The organism is Bradyrhizobium sp. BLXBL-01, from assembly GCF_051853025.1.
In the GTDB taxonomy this organism is placed as follows: Bacteria; Pseudomonadota; Alphaproteobacteria; order Rhizobiales; family Xanthobacteraceae; genus Bradyrhizobium.
Map to the genome: position 1 here is coordinate 1,975,516 of NZ_CP182471.1, position 18,021 is coordinate 1,993,536.

13 protein-coding genes and 3 pseudogenes are annotated in these 18,021 nt (G+C 57.8%); 11 read left to right on the forward strand and 5 right to left on the reverse strand.

Annotated elements, in window-relative coordinates:
- Positions 1-17: 17 nt before the first annotated feature.
- Positions 18-1,321: pseudogene (gene istA / locus ACNJYA_RS09020) on the reverse strand (IS21 family transposase).
- Between the two features lie 194 nt (positions 1,322-1,515).
- On the reverse strand, positions 1,516-1,998 hold the full coding sequence (locus tag ACNJYA_RS09025; protein ID WP_439402555.1) for a MarR family winged helix-turn-helix transcriptional regulator: 483 nt from the start codon (positions 1,996-1,998) through the stop codon (positions 1,516-1,518).
- A gap of 471 nt (positions 1,999-2,469) precedes the next feature.
- Here ACNJYA_RS09025 and ACNJYA_RS09030 point away from each other — a divergent pair, with 471 nt between their 5' ends.
- A complete protein-coding gene (locus ACNJYA_RS09030) occupies positions 2,470-4,005 on the forward strand; it encodes a porin (protein ID WP_439402556.1) in 1,536 nt (511 codons plus the stop codon).
- Positions 4,006-4,266: 261 nt separating this feature from the next.
- On the opposite strand, the pseudogene ACNJYA_RS09035 reads toward ACNJYA_RS09030, so the two are convergent.
- A pseudogene (locus ACNJYA_RS09035) lies at positions 4,267-5,206 on the reverse strand (IS630 family transposase).
- A gap of 1,662 nt (positions 5,207-6,868) precedes the next feature.
- Here ACNJYA_RS09035 and ACNJYA_RS09040 point away from each other — a divergent pair.
- On the forward strand, positions 6,869-7,627 hold the full coding sequence (locus ACNJYA_RS09040; protein WP_439402557.1) for a maleate cis-trans isomerase family protein: 759 nt from the start codon (positions 6,869-6,871) through the stop codon (positions 7,625-7,627).
- Between the two features lie 96 nt (positions 7,628-7,723).
- Here ACNJYA_RS09040 and ACNJYA_RS09045 read toward each other — a convergent pair whose 3' ends face one another.
- Positions 7,724-8,164, reverse strand: a complete 441-nt coding sequence (locus ACNJYA_RS09045) for a hypothetical protein (protein ID WP_439402559.1) — start codon at positions 8,162-8,164, stop codon at positions 7,724-7,726.
- 239 nt (positions 8,165-8,403) lie between these two features.
- On the opposite strand from ACNJYA_RS09045, the gene ACNJYA_RS09050 reads away from it, so the two are divergent.
- Together ACNJYA_RS09050 and ACNJYA_RS09055 are read left to right on the forward strand one after the other, a co-directional pair.
- Entirely contained in the window at positions 8,404-8,730 is a 327-nt protein-coding gene (locus ACNJYA_RS09050) for a hypothetical protein (protein WP_439402561.1), read from the forward strand.
- 34 nt (positions 8,731-8,764) lie between these two features.
- Positions 8,765-9,937, forward strand: a complete 1,173-nt coding sequence (locus ACNJYA_RS09055; RefSeq protein WP_439402562.1) for a M24 family metallopeptidase — start codon at positions 8,765-8,767, stop codon at positions 9,935-9,937.
- 597 nt (positions 9,938-10,534) lie between these two features.
- On the opposite strand, the gene ACNJYA_RS09060 is transcribed toward ACNJYA_RS09055, so the two are convergent.
- On the reverse strand, positions 10,535-11,428 hold the full coding sequence (locus ACNJYA_RS09060; RefSeq protein ID WP_439402563.1) for a LysR family transcriptional regulator: 894 nt from the start codon (positions 11,426-11,428) through the stop codon (positions 10,535-10,537).
- 140 nt (positions 11,429-11,568) lie between these two features.
- Here ACNJYA_RS09060 and ACNJYA_RS09065 point away from each other — a divergent pair, with 140 nt between their 5' ends.
- The 7 genes and pseudogenes from ACNJYA_RS09065 to ACNJYA_RS09095 all read left to right on the forward strand — a co-directional run bounded on the left by ACNJYA_RS09065 (position 11,569) and on the right by ACNJYA_RS09095 (position 17,678).
- Complete coding sequence (locus ACNJYA_RS09065) at positions 11,569-12,741, forward strand: M24 family metallopeptidase (protein WP_439402564.1); 1,173 nt, start codon at positions 11,569-11,571, stop codon at positions 12,739-12,741.
- Between the two features lie 8 nt (positions 12,742-12,749).
- Complete coding sequence (locus ACNJYA_RS09070; protein ID WP_439402566.1) at positions 12,750-13,511, forward strand: aspartate/glutamate racemase family protein; 762 nt, start codon at positions 12,750-12,752, stop codon at positions 13,509-13,511.
- Positions 13,511-14,287, forward strand: coding sequence for an ABC transporter permease (locus ACNJYA_RS09075; RefSeq protein ID WP_439402567.1), 777 nt, complete (start codon positions 13,511-13,513; stop codon positions 14,285-14,287). The genes ACNJYA_RS09070 and ACNJYA_RS09075 overlap by 1 nt, the downstream gene beginning before the upstream one ends.
- A gap of 34 nt (positions 14,288-14,321) precedes the next feature.
- A complete protein-coding gene (locus tag ACNJYA_RS09080; RefSeq protein WP_439402568.1) occupies positions 14,322-15,311 on the forward strand; it encodes an ABC transporter substrate-binding protein in 990 nt (329 codons plus the stop codon).
- Between the two features lie 7 nt (positions 15,312-15,318).
- Positions 15,319-16,083, forward strand: a complete 765-nt coding sequence (locus tag ACNJYA_RS09085) for an ABC transporter ATP-binding protein (RefSeq protein ID WP_439402569.1) — start codon at positions 15,319-15,321, stop codon at positions 16,081-16,083.
- Positions 16,084-16,224: 141 nt separating this feature from the next.
- A pseudogene (locus ACNJYA_RS09090) lies at positions 16,225-16,986 on the forward strand (gamma-glutamyltransferase); the annotation flags it as partial.
- A gap of 230 nt (positions 16,987-17,216) precedes the next feature.
- Entirely contained in the window at positions 17,217-17,678 is a 462-nt protein-coding gene (locus ACNJYA_RS09095; protein WP_439402570.1) for a gamma-glutamyltransferase, read from the forward strand.
- The last annotated feature ends 343 nt before the right edge of the window (positions 17,679-18,021 follow it).

The following is an 18,021-nucleotide window of genomic DNA, read 5'->3' on the forward strand; positions in this document are numbered from 1 at the left end:
CTTCTTTGCCCGCGCCATCAGAAGCTTCCTCCGACCACGGCTTCGTATTCGGCAAGAGGGCGTAACAACGACGGCGGTGGAGACGGCGCCAGCACCGCCGCGATCTCCGCCCGGCGGACCGCGCCATCGCAACCAGCAACACCGTCAAGATGAGCGGAGTCGACGATCCGCAGCCGGCGTCCCTCCGATTGCTTGTGGAGCGCAACCTGGTGCAATCCATGGCGGATCCGCACTTCGCCGGCCGCGATCGTCACCGCCACGCGCTCGCCAATAAGGCGCCACGGCACCGAGTAGCTGTTCGTGTCGATCTCGACGGCGCAATCATTGCCGACGACGCGGGTCAGTTCACGCAAGGATCCGAACGACGGCTGCCCGCCGAGCGGCTTCAACCGGTGTGCCTCGTCACGCGCAAAGCGAACGATCGGCGCCTCGCCGGTCGTGCCGTGGATACGAACGTTCGCAACCTCATGCTCCCACCTGTCGAGATGCGCCTCGAATGCTTCCCAGCTTGGGAAGGAATGGCCGGCGATTGCGTTCTTCTTCACGTAGCCGACGCCGTTCTCGGTCTTGCCTTTCGTGCGCGCCCGATATGGTGCGCAGGCGCGAGGACGGAAGCCCCAATGTTTTGCGAAGGCGATCAGCTTGTCATTGAACTGAACCGATCGGCTCACCGCGTCGTGGCGCACCACGAGCGCCCGTGGATTGTCCATCAGCACTTCCTCCGGCACACCGCCGAGGGTCGTGAATGTGCTCTCGAGCCCGGCAAACCAATGCTCCTGCCTCTCGGCCCGGAACGCACGCACATGGAGCCGTCGCGAATGCCCGAGCGTTGCCACGAACACGAATGCCTTGACTTTTGCCCCTCCGATCTCGACCAGGCGCTCCCCGAAGTCGATCTGCAGCTGCCGGCCCGGCGGCGTCTCAAACCGCGTCGTCGCCAGCGCCTCCGCCTTCAGCACCTGGCGATAGGGCTGCACGGCGCGTTGCAGCGTCCGCCGGCTGATCGTCACGCCTTCTCGGCCAACAGGTCCTGGCGCACCACGTCGGCATTGCCGCGATGCCGAATGAGCCTCTCGCGCAGCCAACCCTCAAGGCCATCGAGACGCTTGGGCCGCTCAGGCGACTTGAACGGCTTCACCCCGCCCGCCGCCACGTAGTCCTTTACCGTGTGATGGCTGCAGCCCAGCTGCCGCGCAATCCGCTTCACACCCCACCCGCACGCCCTCAGGCGCAACATCTCCGCCACGTCATCCGGCGTCTTCATCACCTGCCCCCGTGGATCACTCCACGTCGAGCCTTCAGTGATTCGTTCCTGCTTCATTCACTCTCTCCTCAGCTATCCGAGGAGGGGGCAATTCCTCATGACGCCGAGGGGGCAGTTTTCCATGGCGCGCGACAATGTGGCCTAGGTGCCTGCTCGACGCCCGCCTTCGGGGTCAGCTGCAGTGAATCTGTCATCTTCGGCGGAGGTAAATGATGGAACCGCCAAGCGAAGCGGCCCTTGCCCGTTCAGGCCTATAACACGCCAATACTCAGCTTTTGGGATGCCAGTCGGCTATTCTTCGCGATCGAGGTCAGCCGCTTGTTGAGGTAGTCTAGAGACGCTTCGTCCAGCCCCTCCAATAGCGCCGAGTTCAGAGCTTCCCTCCTTGTCGAGAGCTTTGAGATCTGAGCACGAGCCTTCTCAGTAAGGGACATTTGAACGAACCTTGCATCATCTGGTGATGGCTCTCGTGCCAGAAACTCCATCGTTTCCAGTTTTTTCGTTTGGTTGGTAACGAACGCAGGATGAATTCTGAGTTTGTTTGCAACCGCTATTCCCGAGACGCCGCGACCTTGATCGAGCTCGTCGATGGCCATGAGGATCAACCACTGCGGCTCAGTCAAGCCTAGTAGCTCCGCCCAGTTCTTATGTATTTGCTCAAGTTGGGAATGGATCTCGACAACGTTCCAGATGAGGTCTCTGACGGCCCTGTCCACTGTTGGTTTTTCAGCCATGTTGGTTGTTCCGCCAAACCTCAGCGACGCCCGAAAAACCGCGGCGTGACTTTACCTCCCTACAGATATCTGGCTTTAGGCGCCCCTGAAAGGCGCGGAGGACATGGGTGCCATGTAAAAAATCAATTGATATTTGCAATTAGTTCTGATAACTCTATGCTTAGATTGTCTGAGGATCTCTTCAGCGATCATGCGAAATCTCCAAACAGAACCCTCGGGATGCCCCCTGGGGGTTCTTTTTTTGCGCAGCGGCCCCGAAAAGAAGAATTGTCGTCCAAAAGCCACAGTAGGGCAAAAAACAATAATTGATGATATTAATTAATTGATGCAATTGATCGGGGGGATTAGATCTTGGCCCGACGGAGAGGGGGCGCCTCGACGTCGTCCGTCAAGCACCCGCCCAATAGGTGAGGCTAGCAGCGGCGGATCTTTGAAGGACGGAAGCGACGTTTCCAACTTGGAGGTTCAACAATGAAACTGATGAAGAGCCTAATTCTTGGGTCTGCCGCAATGTTTGCGGGCGCGGGAGTTCAGGCAGCCGATCTCCCCGTGAAGGCCAAGGCCATCGAGTACGTCAAAGTCTGCTCCCTGTATGGGGCCGGCTTCTATTACATTCCCGGAACGGAGACCTGCATCAAGCTGGGTGGCTACGTGCGCGCCAGTGCCGCGCTGGGTGCGCAGGGCCTCTGGGCCGCTCCCGCCGGTGGCCTGGGGGGGGCGCACAATCGTCTCAGCAACTACTATACCGCCCAGTCGCGTTTTGATCTCGGCGTCGACACGCGCACTGCAACTGAATATGGCGTTGTTCGAACGTACGCCGAGTTGACATTTACGTGGACAGCAGGGGGATATGGCGGCGCCGGGAGCACTGCCGTAAACGGCGCTACTGCGTATAATGGAAGTAATCCCGCCGGGAGCGGCAGCGGTATGATTTCCGGTGGTAACCTTTCCGTCTATTACGCGTTCATTCAGTTTGCCGGCTTCACCTTCGGTAGGACGCAGTCGCAGTTTGCCTCTCCGTGGACCAACTATCCGGCGAACAGCTACGATGGTTTGCCGGGCGGCGCCGGGTGGGAGGCAGTCAATCAGGTTGCCTACACTGCGGATTTCGGGCAGGGCATCACCGCCAGCTTCTCGGCTGAGGATCAGGTCGTCGGCCACACGACCAATATTTGGAACGTGAGTGGTGCAACCGCAGCAGGTCTTGCCACAGGCTCGTACGGTGCTGGCGACATTGGCGGAGTGCGGGCTCCAGACCTCGTGGCAGCGCTTCGAGTAGACCAGGCTTGGGGGCTTTTCCAGGCGTCAGTTGCTGCGCATGATAATCACGCTGGCTACTATGGCGTTGACGAAACGACCGGTCACCCCAGCGATAAGTGGGGGTGGGCCGGACAGCTTGCCTTGTCAATCAAGAATGTCCCAACCGGAGCGGGTGATACGATCAACCTCCAAGGCGTGTATACCAACGGAGCGTCGGTGTACAACTTCCAATCGTACGGCCCCACCGCTTTCGCGCTGTACGGCGGTGCGGGTGTGCCGGGAGCTTACCAGAGCGTCGGTCTCGCCGGGGTCTCGGACTCCGTTTTCGTTGCTGGCGCTGGCCAACAGTTGACCACGACTTACGGCTTCAATGGCGGCTATACCCACAACTGGAACGCAAACTGGAACAGTTCGCTCTGGGGCGGATTCGGTGCTGTCCGGTACAACAGCACTGCCAAGGGCTACATCTGCGGCGCCTTTGTGACGACGCTCGCGCTGTCGAGCGGTCTCGGCGGCTGTAACCCTGACTTCAATTACTCAGTTGTGGGTGCCACCACACGTTGGAATCCCGTCAAGAACCTGACGTTCACGGCCGAAATTGGTTACTTCATGCTTGACCAGAAGTATGCGAGCGGAAGCACCGTGACTCTGCCGGTTCAGGCCGGCATCGCCAAGCCCGGGGCTGCGTATGAGCTGAAGGATCAGAACAGCCTAGCGCTGCTGCTCCGGGCTCAGCGCAACTGGTGAGTTTTCTTGTCCAACTAGAAGGAGAAATCTGAACGGCTCTTTAGACTATTCTAGCCTCCAAGAAGGCCTCCGGCATGCCCGCCGGAGGCCTTTCTGATTTGTCGTAGACTTCATCCATCTGTACTTGACTGGCCCAACACCTCGCTCTTGCCGATGACCAAATCTTCAAAGCCGTTGCCCCCCGTTAGATTGCGGGCTCGTCGGACCTCCAGATTCACTGGCACGAGGACGGTATTTAACCGCGCACTAGAGCATGCTGTTTTACACGGAAACATAGCCTGAGTTTTTGAAGTAGTTGGTGCACTCCTCCTCGGAGAAGAGATCGAGGAGTTCACCGACCTTTCGCCAGGTTGCCTCCACGTCACGAGGTTCTGCAGCTCGCAGGAGGTGTTTGAGTTCGGCGAAGACCTACTCGATCGGATTGAGGTCGGGGCTATAGGACGGCAGGAAGATACGGTGGGCGCCTCTGGCGCGAATGGCTTAGCGGGCCGCATTGCCCTTGTGGCTGCCAAGATTGTTGAGAATGACGATCTCGCCCGGTGCGAGGGTGGGTGCCAGCACCTTTTCGACATATAGCGTGAAGAGCTCGCCGTGGATGGGACCATCAATCACCCAAGGTGCGCTGATCCGATCGTGACGCAGCGCCGCAATGAAGGTCATGGTCTTCCAATGGCCGAAGGGCGCAGAGGCCTGGAGGCGCTGCCCACAGGGTCCCCAGCCGCGCAGCGGTGCCATATTGGTTTTGATCCACGTCTCGTCGATAAAAACCAACCGCGCGACGTCGATCCTGCCTTGATGGGCTTTCCAGCGGATCCGCTTACGGGCATGTCGGGGCGATCTGCTCGGCTGGTAGAAGCGCTTTTTTGAAGCTAAGCCCCTCAGTGTGAACAAAAGTCCACACCGCCCGCACGTCCGTCTTAATCCCGCGTGCAGCCAGTTCCTGCGTCAGCTTGCGCAAGGTGAAAGGCCCCGAGCGAATGCGCTTGCGCAGCCAGTCGGCGTTGGCATCCGACAGAACCCGCTTCTTGTGGCCGCCGATCTGACCGGGTGACAGACCTCCGGTATCCCGTCTCGGATTCTTCCACTTCGTCACACAGGAGGGGCTGATCTGGAGCGCCTCGGCATTCGAACGAACCGTCTCGCCGGCGTCAGCTCGCGCCAAAGCTCGTTCACGGATGTCTTCCGAATAGGGTCGCGTCATCCATGCTGGCCTCCGCCCTCCAGCATGGAGGTTGAATCAGAAATCCCACTCGCTGGGAATCCCGATTCCAGTCAAAAACAACATGCTCTAGGAGGGTATCAGCCGCATTCATCCGAGTCGCTGAACCAGCGTCTTTCGCCTCGGATCGAATCGCTCTCGAAGAGGAGAGAGACACTTTTGCGCGGCCTACTCGGACAGATCGCGTAAGTTCGCTAAACCGCCGCGATCTCCGAGTGCGCCAATTTAGATCTCCGCGCTGCTGTTCACCATCCATTGGCGCCTCACCTATTCAACTTCGAACTGATAGTCGCCCTGGCGCATAGCATCGACTGCAACGTGGTCGCGGAGGTTTGCGCTTGCCGGCATTAATGAACGCTTTCGCAACAGCAGCCTTATTTCAGATGCCGAGAGCGCCGCGATTCGAGCTACGCAACGCTTTGCGTTGCCAGCTGCAAGATAAAGGCTGCGGTGGCGAGCGCTTGCCGTGCGCCGCCACATAGATGGGAAATCCAAGAGAGGCGTGAGGATCGTTCGCAGTGGACGCCTTGATGCATGCCTGCGGCCACAACATGCACCGTTCCATCGCACTTTGCATTACACTCGCTTTGACCGCGCCGGGAGAACTTCGCGAGAAGCATCCGCGTGTGCTTCCAACCGGCCAAAAAAACGGAGCTCATTTGTGCGCGCACGGTTCAAGACGAGAATCTGATAGAGAGGGCACAGTAACCAAATCTGCCGACCAACTCACCCTGAACACCACTGCATGGCGTACTGCGCCTCGCTCCACAACGGTATCAGCCAATCACTATCCGCCGCTTGGTAAACGAAGGTAGTCTCTCGCGAAATTACGGTTAATGACGGCGAGGTCGTCAGCACCATTCATGATGCGAGGCCACCAACATCAATTGCCGATGTTGGGAAGGAACACTCGAGATGCCAGCTCAGAGCAGAGGGCGCTGCGGTCCAAGCGCGTCCGCTAGGTCGCCGAGGAGGTCGCCCCCCCGCTAACCCTCAGACTGAATGCATCATTCGTGCAGCGGCCTTCGTCATCAACGATCGAAAAAATGGCGAGGCTGTTCCGGAAGCTCGTTCGGGAGCGGCTGGCAGAGACCCTTCGTTCAGGACAGGACGCCCGTGTTGCGAGGATTTCGGCATACGTGACGTGCGTACCGCCAATCTGCCTTTGGTTCGGCAGCCGCGCTTCGGCCAGCGACTCCTTCGTGCATACGCCGTCATTCGGGCCGCCACCCTGATCGTCGCGCCGTCAACGACGTGGTTCGCACTGAGACCCTGATGCGCCTCATCTAATCAGAGCGGTCGCTGCTCACCGAAAGCCTGGATCCGAATCGGCGCTGGCAGGAATGATGGCTCTCTGGCGCGGTACATCTCCGTTGATCCAGGCCTCGCAAAGCAGCGCCCGAAAGATGGTGCCGGCGAACACCGGGCTCGCATTCGAGACCGCGCGCGATGGGGCAGGGCTGCTAAACAGATTTCTCGAAAGTGGCGCAAATACCCGAAAGGAGCGGTCGCGACTTGCAGGAAAAAATCGACAGATGGGTCTAATGCAGCGGAAACATCACTGGGTGCGATGGTATTCTCAGTCATCTGAGGGCCTGCGGCGTCCCAGCTGGATGGCCAAGGTTGAGTTGCACGAGAGGTAACATGGACAGTCAGAATTCCACGAGAGTATTCGACGGATCCACTCGAGCGTCTAAGTTGATGGGGCGAATTGGTCTTATTCTGCTGTCGACAGACGAGGTCGGTGGTGACGCGTTCACCTCTATCATTCCCAAGAATGAAATCGCGGTCTTCACAACGAGGACGGCCTACGACCATAGAGGTGGAGGGTTCTCGTTAGCAACCTCGTTCGCTCAGGTCGCGGGCACCCTCCCGCCCGCGGGTCGCCTCGATGTTCTCGCCTTTAGCTGCACCAGTGGTACGGTCGCAATGGGCGCAAAAAGCCTGCTCTCGGAGCTAGCGAATGCAAGACCCGGCCTAAAATACACATCACCTGCGGCGGCCGGACTCGCCGCGCTGCGCAATCTCAAAGCAAGACGGGTAGCGCTCCTTACGCCATATCGACGTGACGTGCACCGATCGTTTCTTCCGTTTTTCAAGGAGAATGGATTCGACATCACCGCCGACGGCACATTTGAGAAATCCACGGACGCCGAAATTGGAGAGTTGTGCCGCGAGTCACTTTTTGGAGCTGCAAGAGCGCTCGTTCGTTCGGCATTGCCGGATGCGCTGTTCATTTCGTGTACAGCCACCCCTATCGTGCCGCATATCGCTGATCTGGAAAAGGAGGTCGGCATACCAGTTGTTAGCAGCTCTCAGGCAATGGCTTGGGATGCGCTTCGGCTTGTGGGTTATCGTCATTCCATCGATGGATTCGGTAGCCTGTTGGCCTCGACGCGTTGAAGATCGTCGGACAGAAAATGAAGATCTGGTCCAACACGGGTGTCATCATCGGCCGCAGCAGAGCCAAGAACCCACGCTTGAGATAAGAGGCTGAAATTATTGCGGTGCCGAAAGGGCGGTAAGCGCTTCTGCAATCAGATAACCGCGGACCATGTGGGAATGTGGCGACGTGAGATCGATGTCACGGCGGTCGCAATTGCGTCCAACATCATCTACCCGCCTGGGCGCACCGAAAACTCCGTTAGATGCTATGGGGCGACGATTGGTGAAGACGATCCAACGGCGATTCTTGATGCCTCCTTCGGTCACACTAGTGGCGGCCATGGGTGTAGCAGGCCTGATCGCCATTGGCGGCTTGCTCATCGCCACAGGAAGGTCGGCCAAGCCAGTGTTGGTGATCGAGGCGTCGGGCATGTAAACCAGGCGTATGACTTTATGGCGAGAATCCGCGCCTGTTTCGACCTTGTAGCCGAAGGCGCTTTTCCAGGCGTTCGGGCTGCGGGCTGTAAATCGGCGTTCAAGTTTGCTTTGAAGCAATTTTCTCTGAATTTTCGGTTCAGTTGGGGGATATTCAAATCGCGGATGTCGACGGGCAATGCGGGAGAGGGCAGGTCTATTGCAGTCAATTGGCTGCGTTAGCCGATCTCCGCTAATGCGCGTAACAGGTGAAAAAGTTGCCGCATTGCTGCGTTAGAACACGAGTAGTCGCTGTGTCCCGGCGAGCCCGACTTGCTATTCAAGACCTCACGGCAACTCGACGTCTGGCGAGGGCGTCAATGGAAACTATTGAGAACAACTTGCTTTCTGTCCTCGAAAACGAGCCAATTATTGCGATGGGGCATGCCATGCATCGCGAGCCGGAGTTACCGAGTAATGGGTGGACTCGGCAGCGGATCCTGGAGTTCTGGACAGATCCGGTCTGGAGTCTAAACGTCGACCTTAGAAGCATCGGACGTCCTGCTTGTACGGACGACAGGGTGGACAATTCGATGCCCGAAACGATCGTGAATGTCGTTCAATTGGGTGGCCTGCGGCATCGGATTGCTCCCTGGCCTGGCTTCAAGCTGTACCGGGCGCGCCAGCGCAAAAGGCAAGCACAATAGAAGAACTCATCATCTCAGCCAAGGAGTAGAAATCATGACGATCCCAAAGGCCGCGCAGGTGTTCCCTCGCTCTGAATATCTTCGACGATTGTCCTCCGTCAAGTCGGAGATGGAGCGGCGCGAGATTGAAGCGCTCGTGCTTACAGTCCCGGCCAACATCACGTACCTTTCGGGATACACTTCGAAGTCGGGATATGTGCCCCAAGGTCTGGTAGTCTCGATTGACGATGAAGAGCCGACCTTCCTCACGCGCCGCATGGACGCACCGGCGGCACTCCATCAGATGTTTATCGATCGAGGCCGTGTGATCGGCTACCCAGAAGCGCTCATCGCTAATCCTGACCGCGATGGATATGATGCAATAATCGATTTCCTCTTGGACAAGGGAATCGGCCGCAAAAGTATCGGCCTTGAAGCGAAGTTTCTGCCGGCTGTGACAGTGGAGAAGTTCAGGTCGCGATTAGATGCGAACGTCGTTGATTGCACCAACGCGGTCACCTGGATCCGGGGCGTGAAATCTGATCTGGAAATTGCGATGATGCGAGAAGCTGCCGCTATTTCCGATGCCGGGATGCTCAAAGCAAAGGAGGTAATCCGCCCGCGCGTGCGCGAAGCAGATGCGTCTGCGGAAATCATTGCTACGCTTGTGCGTGGCGCTAACGGCAGGCCTGGAACGGACCTCGCCGGCTTCTTTCTATGCGCTACGCCCCGAACGTCCACGTGTCACATTCGCTGGACCGAGGACGTCTTCCAAGAGGGCTCACAAATTAATCTTGAATTTAGCGGGGTGCGCCACGGCTATACGTCTCCATTGATGCGTACCATGTCCATCGGCAAGCCGTCAGATCAAATACGTCGGTTGCACGAAGGAGAGGTGGCTGGCTTGGAAGCCGCACTTGATGCCGCCAAGACCGGCAGGACCTGCAGCGATGTCGCGGCCGCTTTCAACGCCACACTCAAAAAACATGGCTTCGAGAAGGAGTCGCGTTGCGGGTACGCTGTCGGGATTGATTGGACAGAACCAACCGCAAGCCTGAAGGAAGGCGACATGACCGTTCTGAAGCCAAATATGACGTTTCACCTTATGCTAGGAAACTGGATCGGTGAAGATGTTGGTTACGTCATCAGCGAAACGTTTCGCGTGACTGATGCCGGCGGCGAATCGTTCACGAAGCTGTCGCGCGAACTCTTCGAGATTTCTTCGTAGCGAAACTTAAATCGGAAGTGCCTGCAGGCATGGCAATGCCCGGCCTGCAGGATGTCCGGGGAGGATTGAATGCTGCGCTTTGACGCGTAATCAAGACAAAATCCTTCTGACATGAGACAGCTGAGCGCAATAGGTCTTTTCGCCAATGCCGTCCAAGCTTGTCTCAAAAAACGGCGAAGGGCATGTCCATCGTATCCCAGACTCGTGGCGATCCCTGCAGCTCGAACCAGAACGAGCAAACATCATCGATCTGCGAGGCAAGCTGTTCTCCCATGGAGAGGCGGATGAGCGGGTTACAGTCACGGCAACCCAATATTGAGGGCTATCGGCCCGTCGCACGTCGTTAAAAAAATGCCGTGAGCCCCGTGCCACAAGCTCTGTCTCTGCCGCACGCCTCATTGTAGAGGAATAAGGTGGAAGACGGACATCTAAAGCGCTTGCGCCTGTCACAGAGAACATGGTCATCGCTAAGGATTCGATCCTGTAGCAGCGATCCTCCCTTTTTAATCACGACAACGAGATCGTTGCGCTGGCGGATAAGCACCCGAAAAACGCCACATACATCTACATGCCGATGCCGAATGCCCGCGAAAGAACTCAGCTACTTTTGATCATTCCTCTCACGAAGGGCGTGGAAGCCGCGGCCTTGATGATCTCGTGCCTCAGCTCTTCGGCAAATAGTTGGGCAACTCGCGATGGAGGCCGAAAAGTTGAAGTCACTAACGCAATACGCTGAGGTACAACGGGTCGAAACTTGACGAGCACGCATCTATCATCACGGACGACCCGGCTCGGCCAGGGATCGATCAACGCTATGTACCGCCCGCAAGCTGCTGCTGCGAAGGCCACTGAAGAGCTATTAACCTCCAGTGCCACTTGCATCTTTACGCCCGCCGCCTCGAAGCATTCGCGAACGAGGTAGCTGGCTGGCGAGCCGATATATGTACCTATAAGAGGATGACCCTCCAGATCGCGCGGCGTGACATGGTCGTAAGTCTCGAAAACGTGACCTCGATGGGCTGCTGCAACAATCTCGCTTTCGCCGATTATCTCGACGTCTAGGTCGCGGTCCGCCACAGGCGCATGTAACAGCCCGAGATCCACCTGATGATGGGTTGCTGCCTTGATGACCTCGGCACGAGATACTGTTACGATCCTCACTTTGACGAGCGGGGCTTTGTTCTGCAGAGCCGCCGCCGCCTGAACGACGATAGAACTTGCCAACGTCGGGATCGCAGCGATCGCTAACTGTCCGTCGCACCCAGTTCGGAAGTCATCAATGCGATCTTCGAAGACCTCCACGTGCGTGAAAAGGCGCGAGGTTTCCTCATAGAGGCGCACGGCGTCTTCTGTCGGAATCAGCCGGCGCCGCTCTCGCCCGAACAGTACCAAACCGACGTCCTGCTCCAACTCAATCAGTGATTTGCTAACTGCAGGCTGGGTCACTCCGAGCCTGTCTGCGGCAATTGTTACATTGCCCGTCTCGAACACAACCCTGAACACCTCGAGCAGTCTTAGGTTGTGCCGCCTCATTACCGACCGGTTATCTAGTCCGCAGAACTATTCATTAGACAGACTGTTTCGCGCGCGCAACCCTTGGGACGAACTTCAAAGAGGCGGAAGGACCTAAAATGCTGCTGTTCGAGAGATCGGAGTACTTGGCGCGTGTTGCTCGAGTGAAGAAGGAGATGGCGCAGCGCGGCATCGATCTTCTGCTCGTGGCTTCGCCGGCAAATCAGTTCTGGCTCACGGGTTACGACGGGTGGTCTTTCTATACGCCTCAGATGGTGGTGGTCAGCCAGCAGCAAGAAGAGCCGATCTGGATCGGCCGTGGCATGGATGCTGTCGGGGCGAAGTTTACCGCCTTTCTCGCTCCGAAGAACGTCGTTCCTTATCCGGACAAGTATGTCGGCTCATCAGAGCTTCACCCGATGCAGTTCGTCAGCGAGGAACTTCAGCGTCGTAGATGGGATCGCGGCAAGATCGGTGTCGAGACCGACGACTACTATTACACATCCAAGTGGGACGCGATCCTTAAAATGAATCTTCCGAATGGCGAATTCGTCGACGCGTTCCTGCTGGTCAATCGATGCCGGATGGTAAAGTCAAAACGAGAGCTCGAGTACATGCGCCAGGCGGGCCGCATTGCTGCCGCAGCGCAGCAGGCCGCACTCGATGCAGCGCGTCCCGGAGTTCGCCAGTGCGACGTCATGGCCGAAGTGTACCGAGTGACGACGGCGGGACTGCCTGAGTTCGGTGGAACGTTCCCGTGCAAGCCGCCGAATGCCATGGTGGGTGAATATTGTTCCGCTCCGCACTTGTCGTGGACCGACGCGCCGCTCGTTGAGAACGATCTTTTCTATATCGAACTCGGCGGCGTCAGGCATCGTTATCACTCGCCTCTTTCGCGGTGCATCTATCTTGGCAAGCCGACGGAGCGCATGGCTTTCACGGCCAAGGTGATCGCGGAGGGCCTAAACGCAGTGTTGGAAAGGGTGAGGCCGGGCGTTTTGTGTGAAGAGCTGGCTGCCACGTGGAAAGCAGTAATTTCACGATACGGCGTCGAGAAGGAAAGCCGAATTGGCTACCCCGTGGGCATTGGATACCCCCCGACCTGGGGCGAACTTACGGCCAGTATCCGCGCGGGAGATCGGACTGAACTTGAGCCAAACATGACCTTCCATTGCATTCCGGCGATCTGGACCGAAGACTACGGAGTGGTGATCTCAGAAACGTTCGCGGTGACTGAGCGAGGCGCCGACGTCTTTGCCGATTTTCCGCGCGAACTGCTGTGCAAAGCCTGAGGCTCGCAATGGAAAGCGATCTGCTGCGAGGAGGGCATAACGTCTACGGTCATCGGATCGGGATCCTGATGATCGAAGGCCGCTTTCCGCGGCCGCCCGGTGCGATCGGTAATGCATCTTCATTCCCGTTCCCGGTGATGCACCACGTCGTAAAGGGGTTTTCAGGCAGCCGGACGGTACGCGATCTCCCCAGTCTTGATCCGGAAAGCAGGGAATTCCGAGAGGCGATACAGCCCTGGATCGACGGTGCTCGTTGGCTCGAAGATCAGGGCTGCCAAGCCATTACGACGTCGTGCGGCTTCGCAGTTTTATTTCAGAATCATTTGCTCGAGGCAGTTAGCGTCCCGGTATTCGCGTCATCGCTCATGCTAGTCCCCTTCATTGCCGCTACCCTGAGAAGAGGGCGTCGGGTCGGTGTAATTACCGCCGATGCAGCCAGCCTGTCCTCACGCCATCTTCAAGAGGCAGCTATCCACCCTGCGAGGATTCACATCGTGGGGATGGACGGTTGCCCGGAGTTCGCTGCAACGGCGTGGGACGACAGGACAACGTTGGACTTTGCTCGGATCAAGAGCGAGGTGGTTACGGTTGCCAAGCGACTGGTCGACCAAGCTCCCGACACAGGAGCTCTCCTCCTGGAATGCTCGTTGCTTCCGCCCTATGCTGCAGCGATCCAGGCGGAAATCTCCCTTCCGGTATTCGATTTCACCCACCTGGTGTCTCTCGTTCATCATGCGTGTGCGAGGACAACGTTTTCGGGCCTGCTCTAATGCTCAACCGTGTCATATCGTGCCTCTATCCTGTCAGTACGCTCGCCGCCTTACTGCTGGTTTGGTACGCCGCTGTGAAGATCTTTCGGGTCCCACCGTATCTCCTGCCATTGCCTGGTGACGTGATCCAACGCATGCGGGAAGACTTCTGGTTCCTGCTTCATCATAGCTGGATCACCATCTACATCACGCTGGGCGGATTTGTGCTGTCGATCGCTATTGGTGTTCCCCTCGCGATCGTCCTGGTCGCATCTCGGGTGCTTGAACGTGCGGTGATGCCATGGCTGATTCTGAGCCAGACGTTTCCGAAGGTCGCCTTGGCGCCGCTCATCGTGGTCTGGTTCGGCCTGGGGCTCGGCCCAAAGTTCGCGATTACGTTCCTGGTCGCTTTCTTTCCGATTCTGATCTCAACCATTGTTGGCCTGCGGAGCATCGAGCGTGAGATGCTTGAGCTCGCGAGTTCTGTCCGCGCCAATACTCTCCAGATGTTCTTTCACTTTCGCCTCCCCATAGCCCTGCCGAATATCTTCGCCGGCGCGAAGGTTTCGATAGCGCTTTCTGTGGTCGGCGCCGTGATCGCCGAGTGGGTAGGAGCCAATGTCGGTCTTGGTTACCTCTTGCTGCAGGCGAATGCAAATCTGGATACGACGCTGTTGTTCGCGGTGCTCATAGTGCTGCTGATCATCGGGGTGGTGTTCTACTACGCGGTCGAATTTGTCGAGCGGCTGGTCATACCCTGGCACAGCACAATACGTCTGCAGAACGTGACGGCGTGATCTTCGTCACGCAACCGACCCAGGAGTGGAGGCTATGAAGATCTCAAAGCGGACGATCGTACTTGGAGCGGGGGCATTCGTCCTCTCGGCTCCCATTATTCGGCAGGCGAAAGCATCGACACAGATCAGCTTTAGACTCGATTGGGCAGTTTACGGGTCGCATGCGCCATTCTATTTGGCGCTGGAAGAGAAGATGTACGAAAAGGCTGGACTGGATGTCAGCATTGGCGAGGGCCAAGGCTCGGCCACAGTCGCGAAGATCGTAGGGCAGGGCAACGACCCGATCGGCTTCATCGATTTCACGAGCGCAATCAGAGCCATCGAACAGGGCATTCCGCTGGTTGCGATTGGACGGGTGATTTCGAACGCCATGTGCGTCATTAGTCATGCGGACGCGCCCATTCGCGCGCCCAAGGAGCTGGAGGGCAAGGTCGTTGCCTATGCACCCGCCGAGAGCACTGGACAGATGCTTCCCGCGCTGTTGCAGCGATCCAACGTCGATGCAGGCAAGATCAACGTGCTCAACCCGGCAACGGGCGCAAAGAATGCGGTCTTTCTGCAGGGGCGGGCCGATGCCATCCCGGCCAACGTGAACGTGCAAGTCGCACAACTCGAAGAACAGGGAGCCAAGCTCCACTATTTCCTATTCAACGATTTCGGCATTGAAATGATGAATAATGGACTCGTGGCCAACATAAATTGGGTTCAGCAGAATCGCGATGCGGCCAAGGCGTTCGTTCGTACCTCGCTGGATGCCATCAGGGCATCTAAGGAGAACCCCGACAAGGCCGTCGACCTTCTCGTCAAACGAGTGCCACAACAGGCGCGCAACAGAAGGGTTCTACGCCGGCAACTCGAGTTGACGTTTCCCACTTTGGATACACGCAATACGAAGGGGAAGCCGCCTGGCTTCATGGCCGAGCAGGACTGGCGCGAGACGCAGGACTTGCTTTTGAAATACGGAGGGCTTCCCAAAGCAGTTCAACTGAACAAGCTCTATACGAATGAATTGCTTGAGATCTGAGCGCCCTATGGCTCAGCCGATTACAGTACACCGTGTCTCGAAAGCCTTCGGAGTCGGCAAGGGCAGCATTGAGGCTTTGCGGGACATCGACCTTGAAGTGAGCGCCGGCGAGTTCGTCGCCATCGTCGGCGCATCGGGTTGCGGAAAATCCACATTGCTGCGTCTCGTCGGCGGCCTGATGGCACCGACTAACGGACAGGTTAGGATCGGCGGCAAAGTGGTCAGGGAGCCTAGTCCAGGCATCGGTATCGTGTTTCAGACCCCGGTACTTCTTCCATGGCGCACGGTACAGCAGAACGTCCAGCTACCGTTGGACATTCAACGTTCCGGCAAGGAGTTGACACGAATCGCGGAGTTGCTGGCGCTGGTCGGCCTCCGTGGCTTCGAACATAGCAGGCCTTACGAGCTGTCCGGTGGTATGCAACAGAGGGTGGCGCTCTGTCGAGCACTCGTCACCAATCCGTCGTTGCTCCTCATGGACGAGCCGTTCGGCGCCCTAGACGCACTGACCCGCGAGCAGATGAACCTCGAGCTCCAGCGGGTATGGATGGAGACAGGAAAAACCGTGCTTCTGATCACGCACAGCATCACAGAGTCTGTCATGCTGGCTGATCGGGTCGTGGTAATGTCGCCCCGTCCAGGACGCATCCAGGAAATTATAGAAATCGGGCTGCCGCGGCCGCGCGATTTTTCTTCGCTGCGCGACCCAGAATTCCATAGCGCCTGTGAGCGCATACGCATGTTGATGAATGCATCTGGATTTGTGGAGTAATCGGCCGTGAACAAAACCATTCAAGCCGAAACAGTCAGATCGCATCGCCCCATCGTCATGGGCGACCGCGGCATGGTCGTGGCCGGTCATCCCAAAGCCTCCGAAGCGGGAGCAGCGATTCTGCGCAGCGCCGGGAACGCGATGGACGCTGCGATTTCCGCCGCCGCAACCTTGGCTATCGCTATCCCATTCATGAACGGTCTCGGTGGGGACGCGATTGCTCTTTACGGTAAGCCGAACGGTGATGTCACCGCGATCAACGGCTCCGGCGCGACGCCACGCGCGGCCTCAGTAGGCGCGCTGCGCAACCGCGGTCTGAACGGAATGCCGCGGCGCGGCCCTGTGCCAGTCACCGTACCGGGCGTGGTCGCAGCCTGGGGCGAGGCACTGGATCGCTTCGGTAGTCGCTCTCTTGCGGAAGTTCTGGAGCCGGCAATCGCGCTTGCTGAGCAGGGAGTTGCGCTGGACGTCTCGGCGGTGGAGTTCTTCAACGGAATCGAATACGCGACGCTTGCACATGAATTTCCTGCCTTGAGAGACAAATTCGGTCCGGCCGGCGGGCGCCGCCTCGGAGAGCGCTTGAAACAGCCCGAGGCCGCTGAGACCCTGCGCATCATCGCAAAACGAGGCTGGAGATCGTTTTATTCGGGCGATCTTGCCCGGCAATGGCTTGCGGAAGCGCGAGACCAGGGTGTTCTGATTGATCTCGAAGATCTCGCTGCCCACCGAACCTCGTTCGACCGGCCATTGTCAACGATCTGGCGACAAAAACGAGTCCATGTGCCGCCACCCAATTCGCAAGGTCTTGCACTGCTCGCCATGCTGGCTCTGACCGAAGCTCAACCGGCTGCGCCGCCCTCTGACAACTCCGATCCCCTGATCGATCCCGTGGCTTATTTGTCACGCAAATCCGTCGCATTTGCGATACGCGACACTTATTGTGCCGATCAACGCAGAGTTTGCCTCCCGCCTGATCTCCTCTCCTCCGGTCGTCTAAGTACGTTATCACTCGACTCCCAGCCCGCCATGAGCACGGCGGGTGGTGGTGATACATCCACATTGGTCGTCATGGACGCTGCCGCGACGCAGTCTCCTGGGTTCAATCGCTATTCGAATCGTTCGGATCGGGCATTGTGTGTCCTCGTCACGGCATCGTACTGCACAATCGCGCCATGCTCGAACGCCTGGATGATGATCCGGTCCGCGGTCTGCGTGGCGGATTTCGTCCTTTCCACACACTTTGCCCGGCGTTGCTGACCGGCGGGTCAGGCGTGGAGCTTGCGATAGCTACGCCGGGAGACCATGGGCAGCCGCAGTCACTCTTTCAGGTCATGAGACGCCACTTCGAGCTTGAAGTAGACATTCAATGCGCCATCGAGTGGCCTCGTCTACGCCACGATACGGGACGAGAAGTGATGCTCGAGAGCAGATGTCCCTTGAGCTGGGACGCTGCCCTGACGAAAGCCGGCTGGGCCGTGAAGAGGGTAGACGCCTGGTCCCGTCTCATGGGAGGAGTGAATGCGATCCGAAAGGAGGGATGCCTCCTTATGGGTGGCGCGGATCCCCGACGATCTTGCTATGCAATCGCCGAGTGACGACCATCCTGCAGAATGAGTGGTCCGAGCCCGTACTGGCGAGGTGTACTGCCATCCGGCGGCCGCCGCAATGCTTGGTGCTTTTGCCTTGGGATAATTGAACCGGCCGGTGTAAGCCAAGATTTAGCCTCTGAAGGATGTGCTGCTTTCAAGGACACCAGAGACCAGCAGCTCAGCCACCTTCCCAGAAATCGCCTATTCATTCTCTGGCGCCTGGATTTGTTTTGCATGCAACACATTCGACATTCCAAGCGCTGGAAAAGTTTAGGTTCGCCCGACGTTTCTATCGCGGAGCAAAAAAGTGCCGATGCCGGTTGCAAAAGACTTGCGGTTAGCAGTATTT

Excerpts from the sequence above, each read along its gene's own strand:
- ACNJYA_RS09065 (WP_439402564.1), top strand. The coding sequence starts at position 11,569 with ATGCTGCTGTTCGAGAGATCGGAGTACTTGGCGCGTGTTGCTCGAGTG.
- ACNJYA_RS09025 (WP_439402555.1), bottom strand. The coding sequence starts at position 1,998 with ATGGCTGAAAAACCAACAGTGGACAGGGCCGTCAGAGACCTCATCTGG.
- ACNJYA_RS09075 (WP_439402567.1), top strand. The coding sequence starts at position 13,511 with ATGCTCAACCGTGTCATATCGTGCCTCTATCCTGTCAGTACGCTCGCC.
- ACNJYA_RS09055 (WP_439402562.1), top strand. The coding sequence starts at position 8,765 with ATGACGATCCCAAAGGCCGCGCAGGTGTTCCCTCGCTCTGAATATCTT.
- ACNJYA_RS09040 (WP_439402557.1), top strand. The coding sequence starts at position 6,869 with ATGGACAGTCAGAATTCCACGAGAGTATTCGACGGATCCACTCGAGCG.
- ACNJYA_RS09050 (WP_439402561.1), top strand. The coding sequence starts at position 8,404 with ATGGAAACTATTGAGAACAACTTGCTTTCTGTCCTCGAAAACGAGCCA.
- ACNJYA_RS09080 (WP_439402568.1), top strand. The coding sequence starts at position 14,322 with ATGAAGATCTCAAAGCGGACGATCGTACTTGGAGCGGGGGCATTCGTC.
- ACNJYA_RS09030 (WP_439402556.1), top strand. The coding sequence starts at position 2,470 with ATGAAACTGATGAAGAGCCTAATTCTTGGGTCTGCCGCAATGTTTGCG.
- ACNJYA_RS09085 (WP_439402569.1), top strand. The coding sequence starts at position 15,319 with ATGGCTCAGCCGATTACAGTACACCGTGTCTCGAAAGCCTTCGGAGTC.
- ACNJYA_RS09070 (WP_439402566.1), top strand. The coding sequence starts at position 12,750 with ATGGAAAGCGATCTGCTGCGAGGAGGGCATAACGTCTACGGTCATCGG.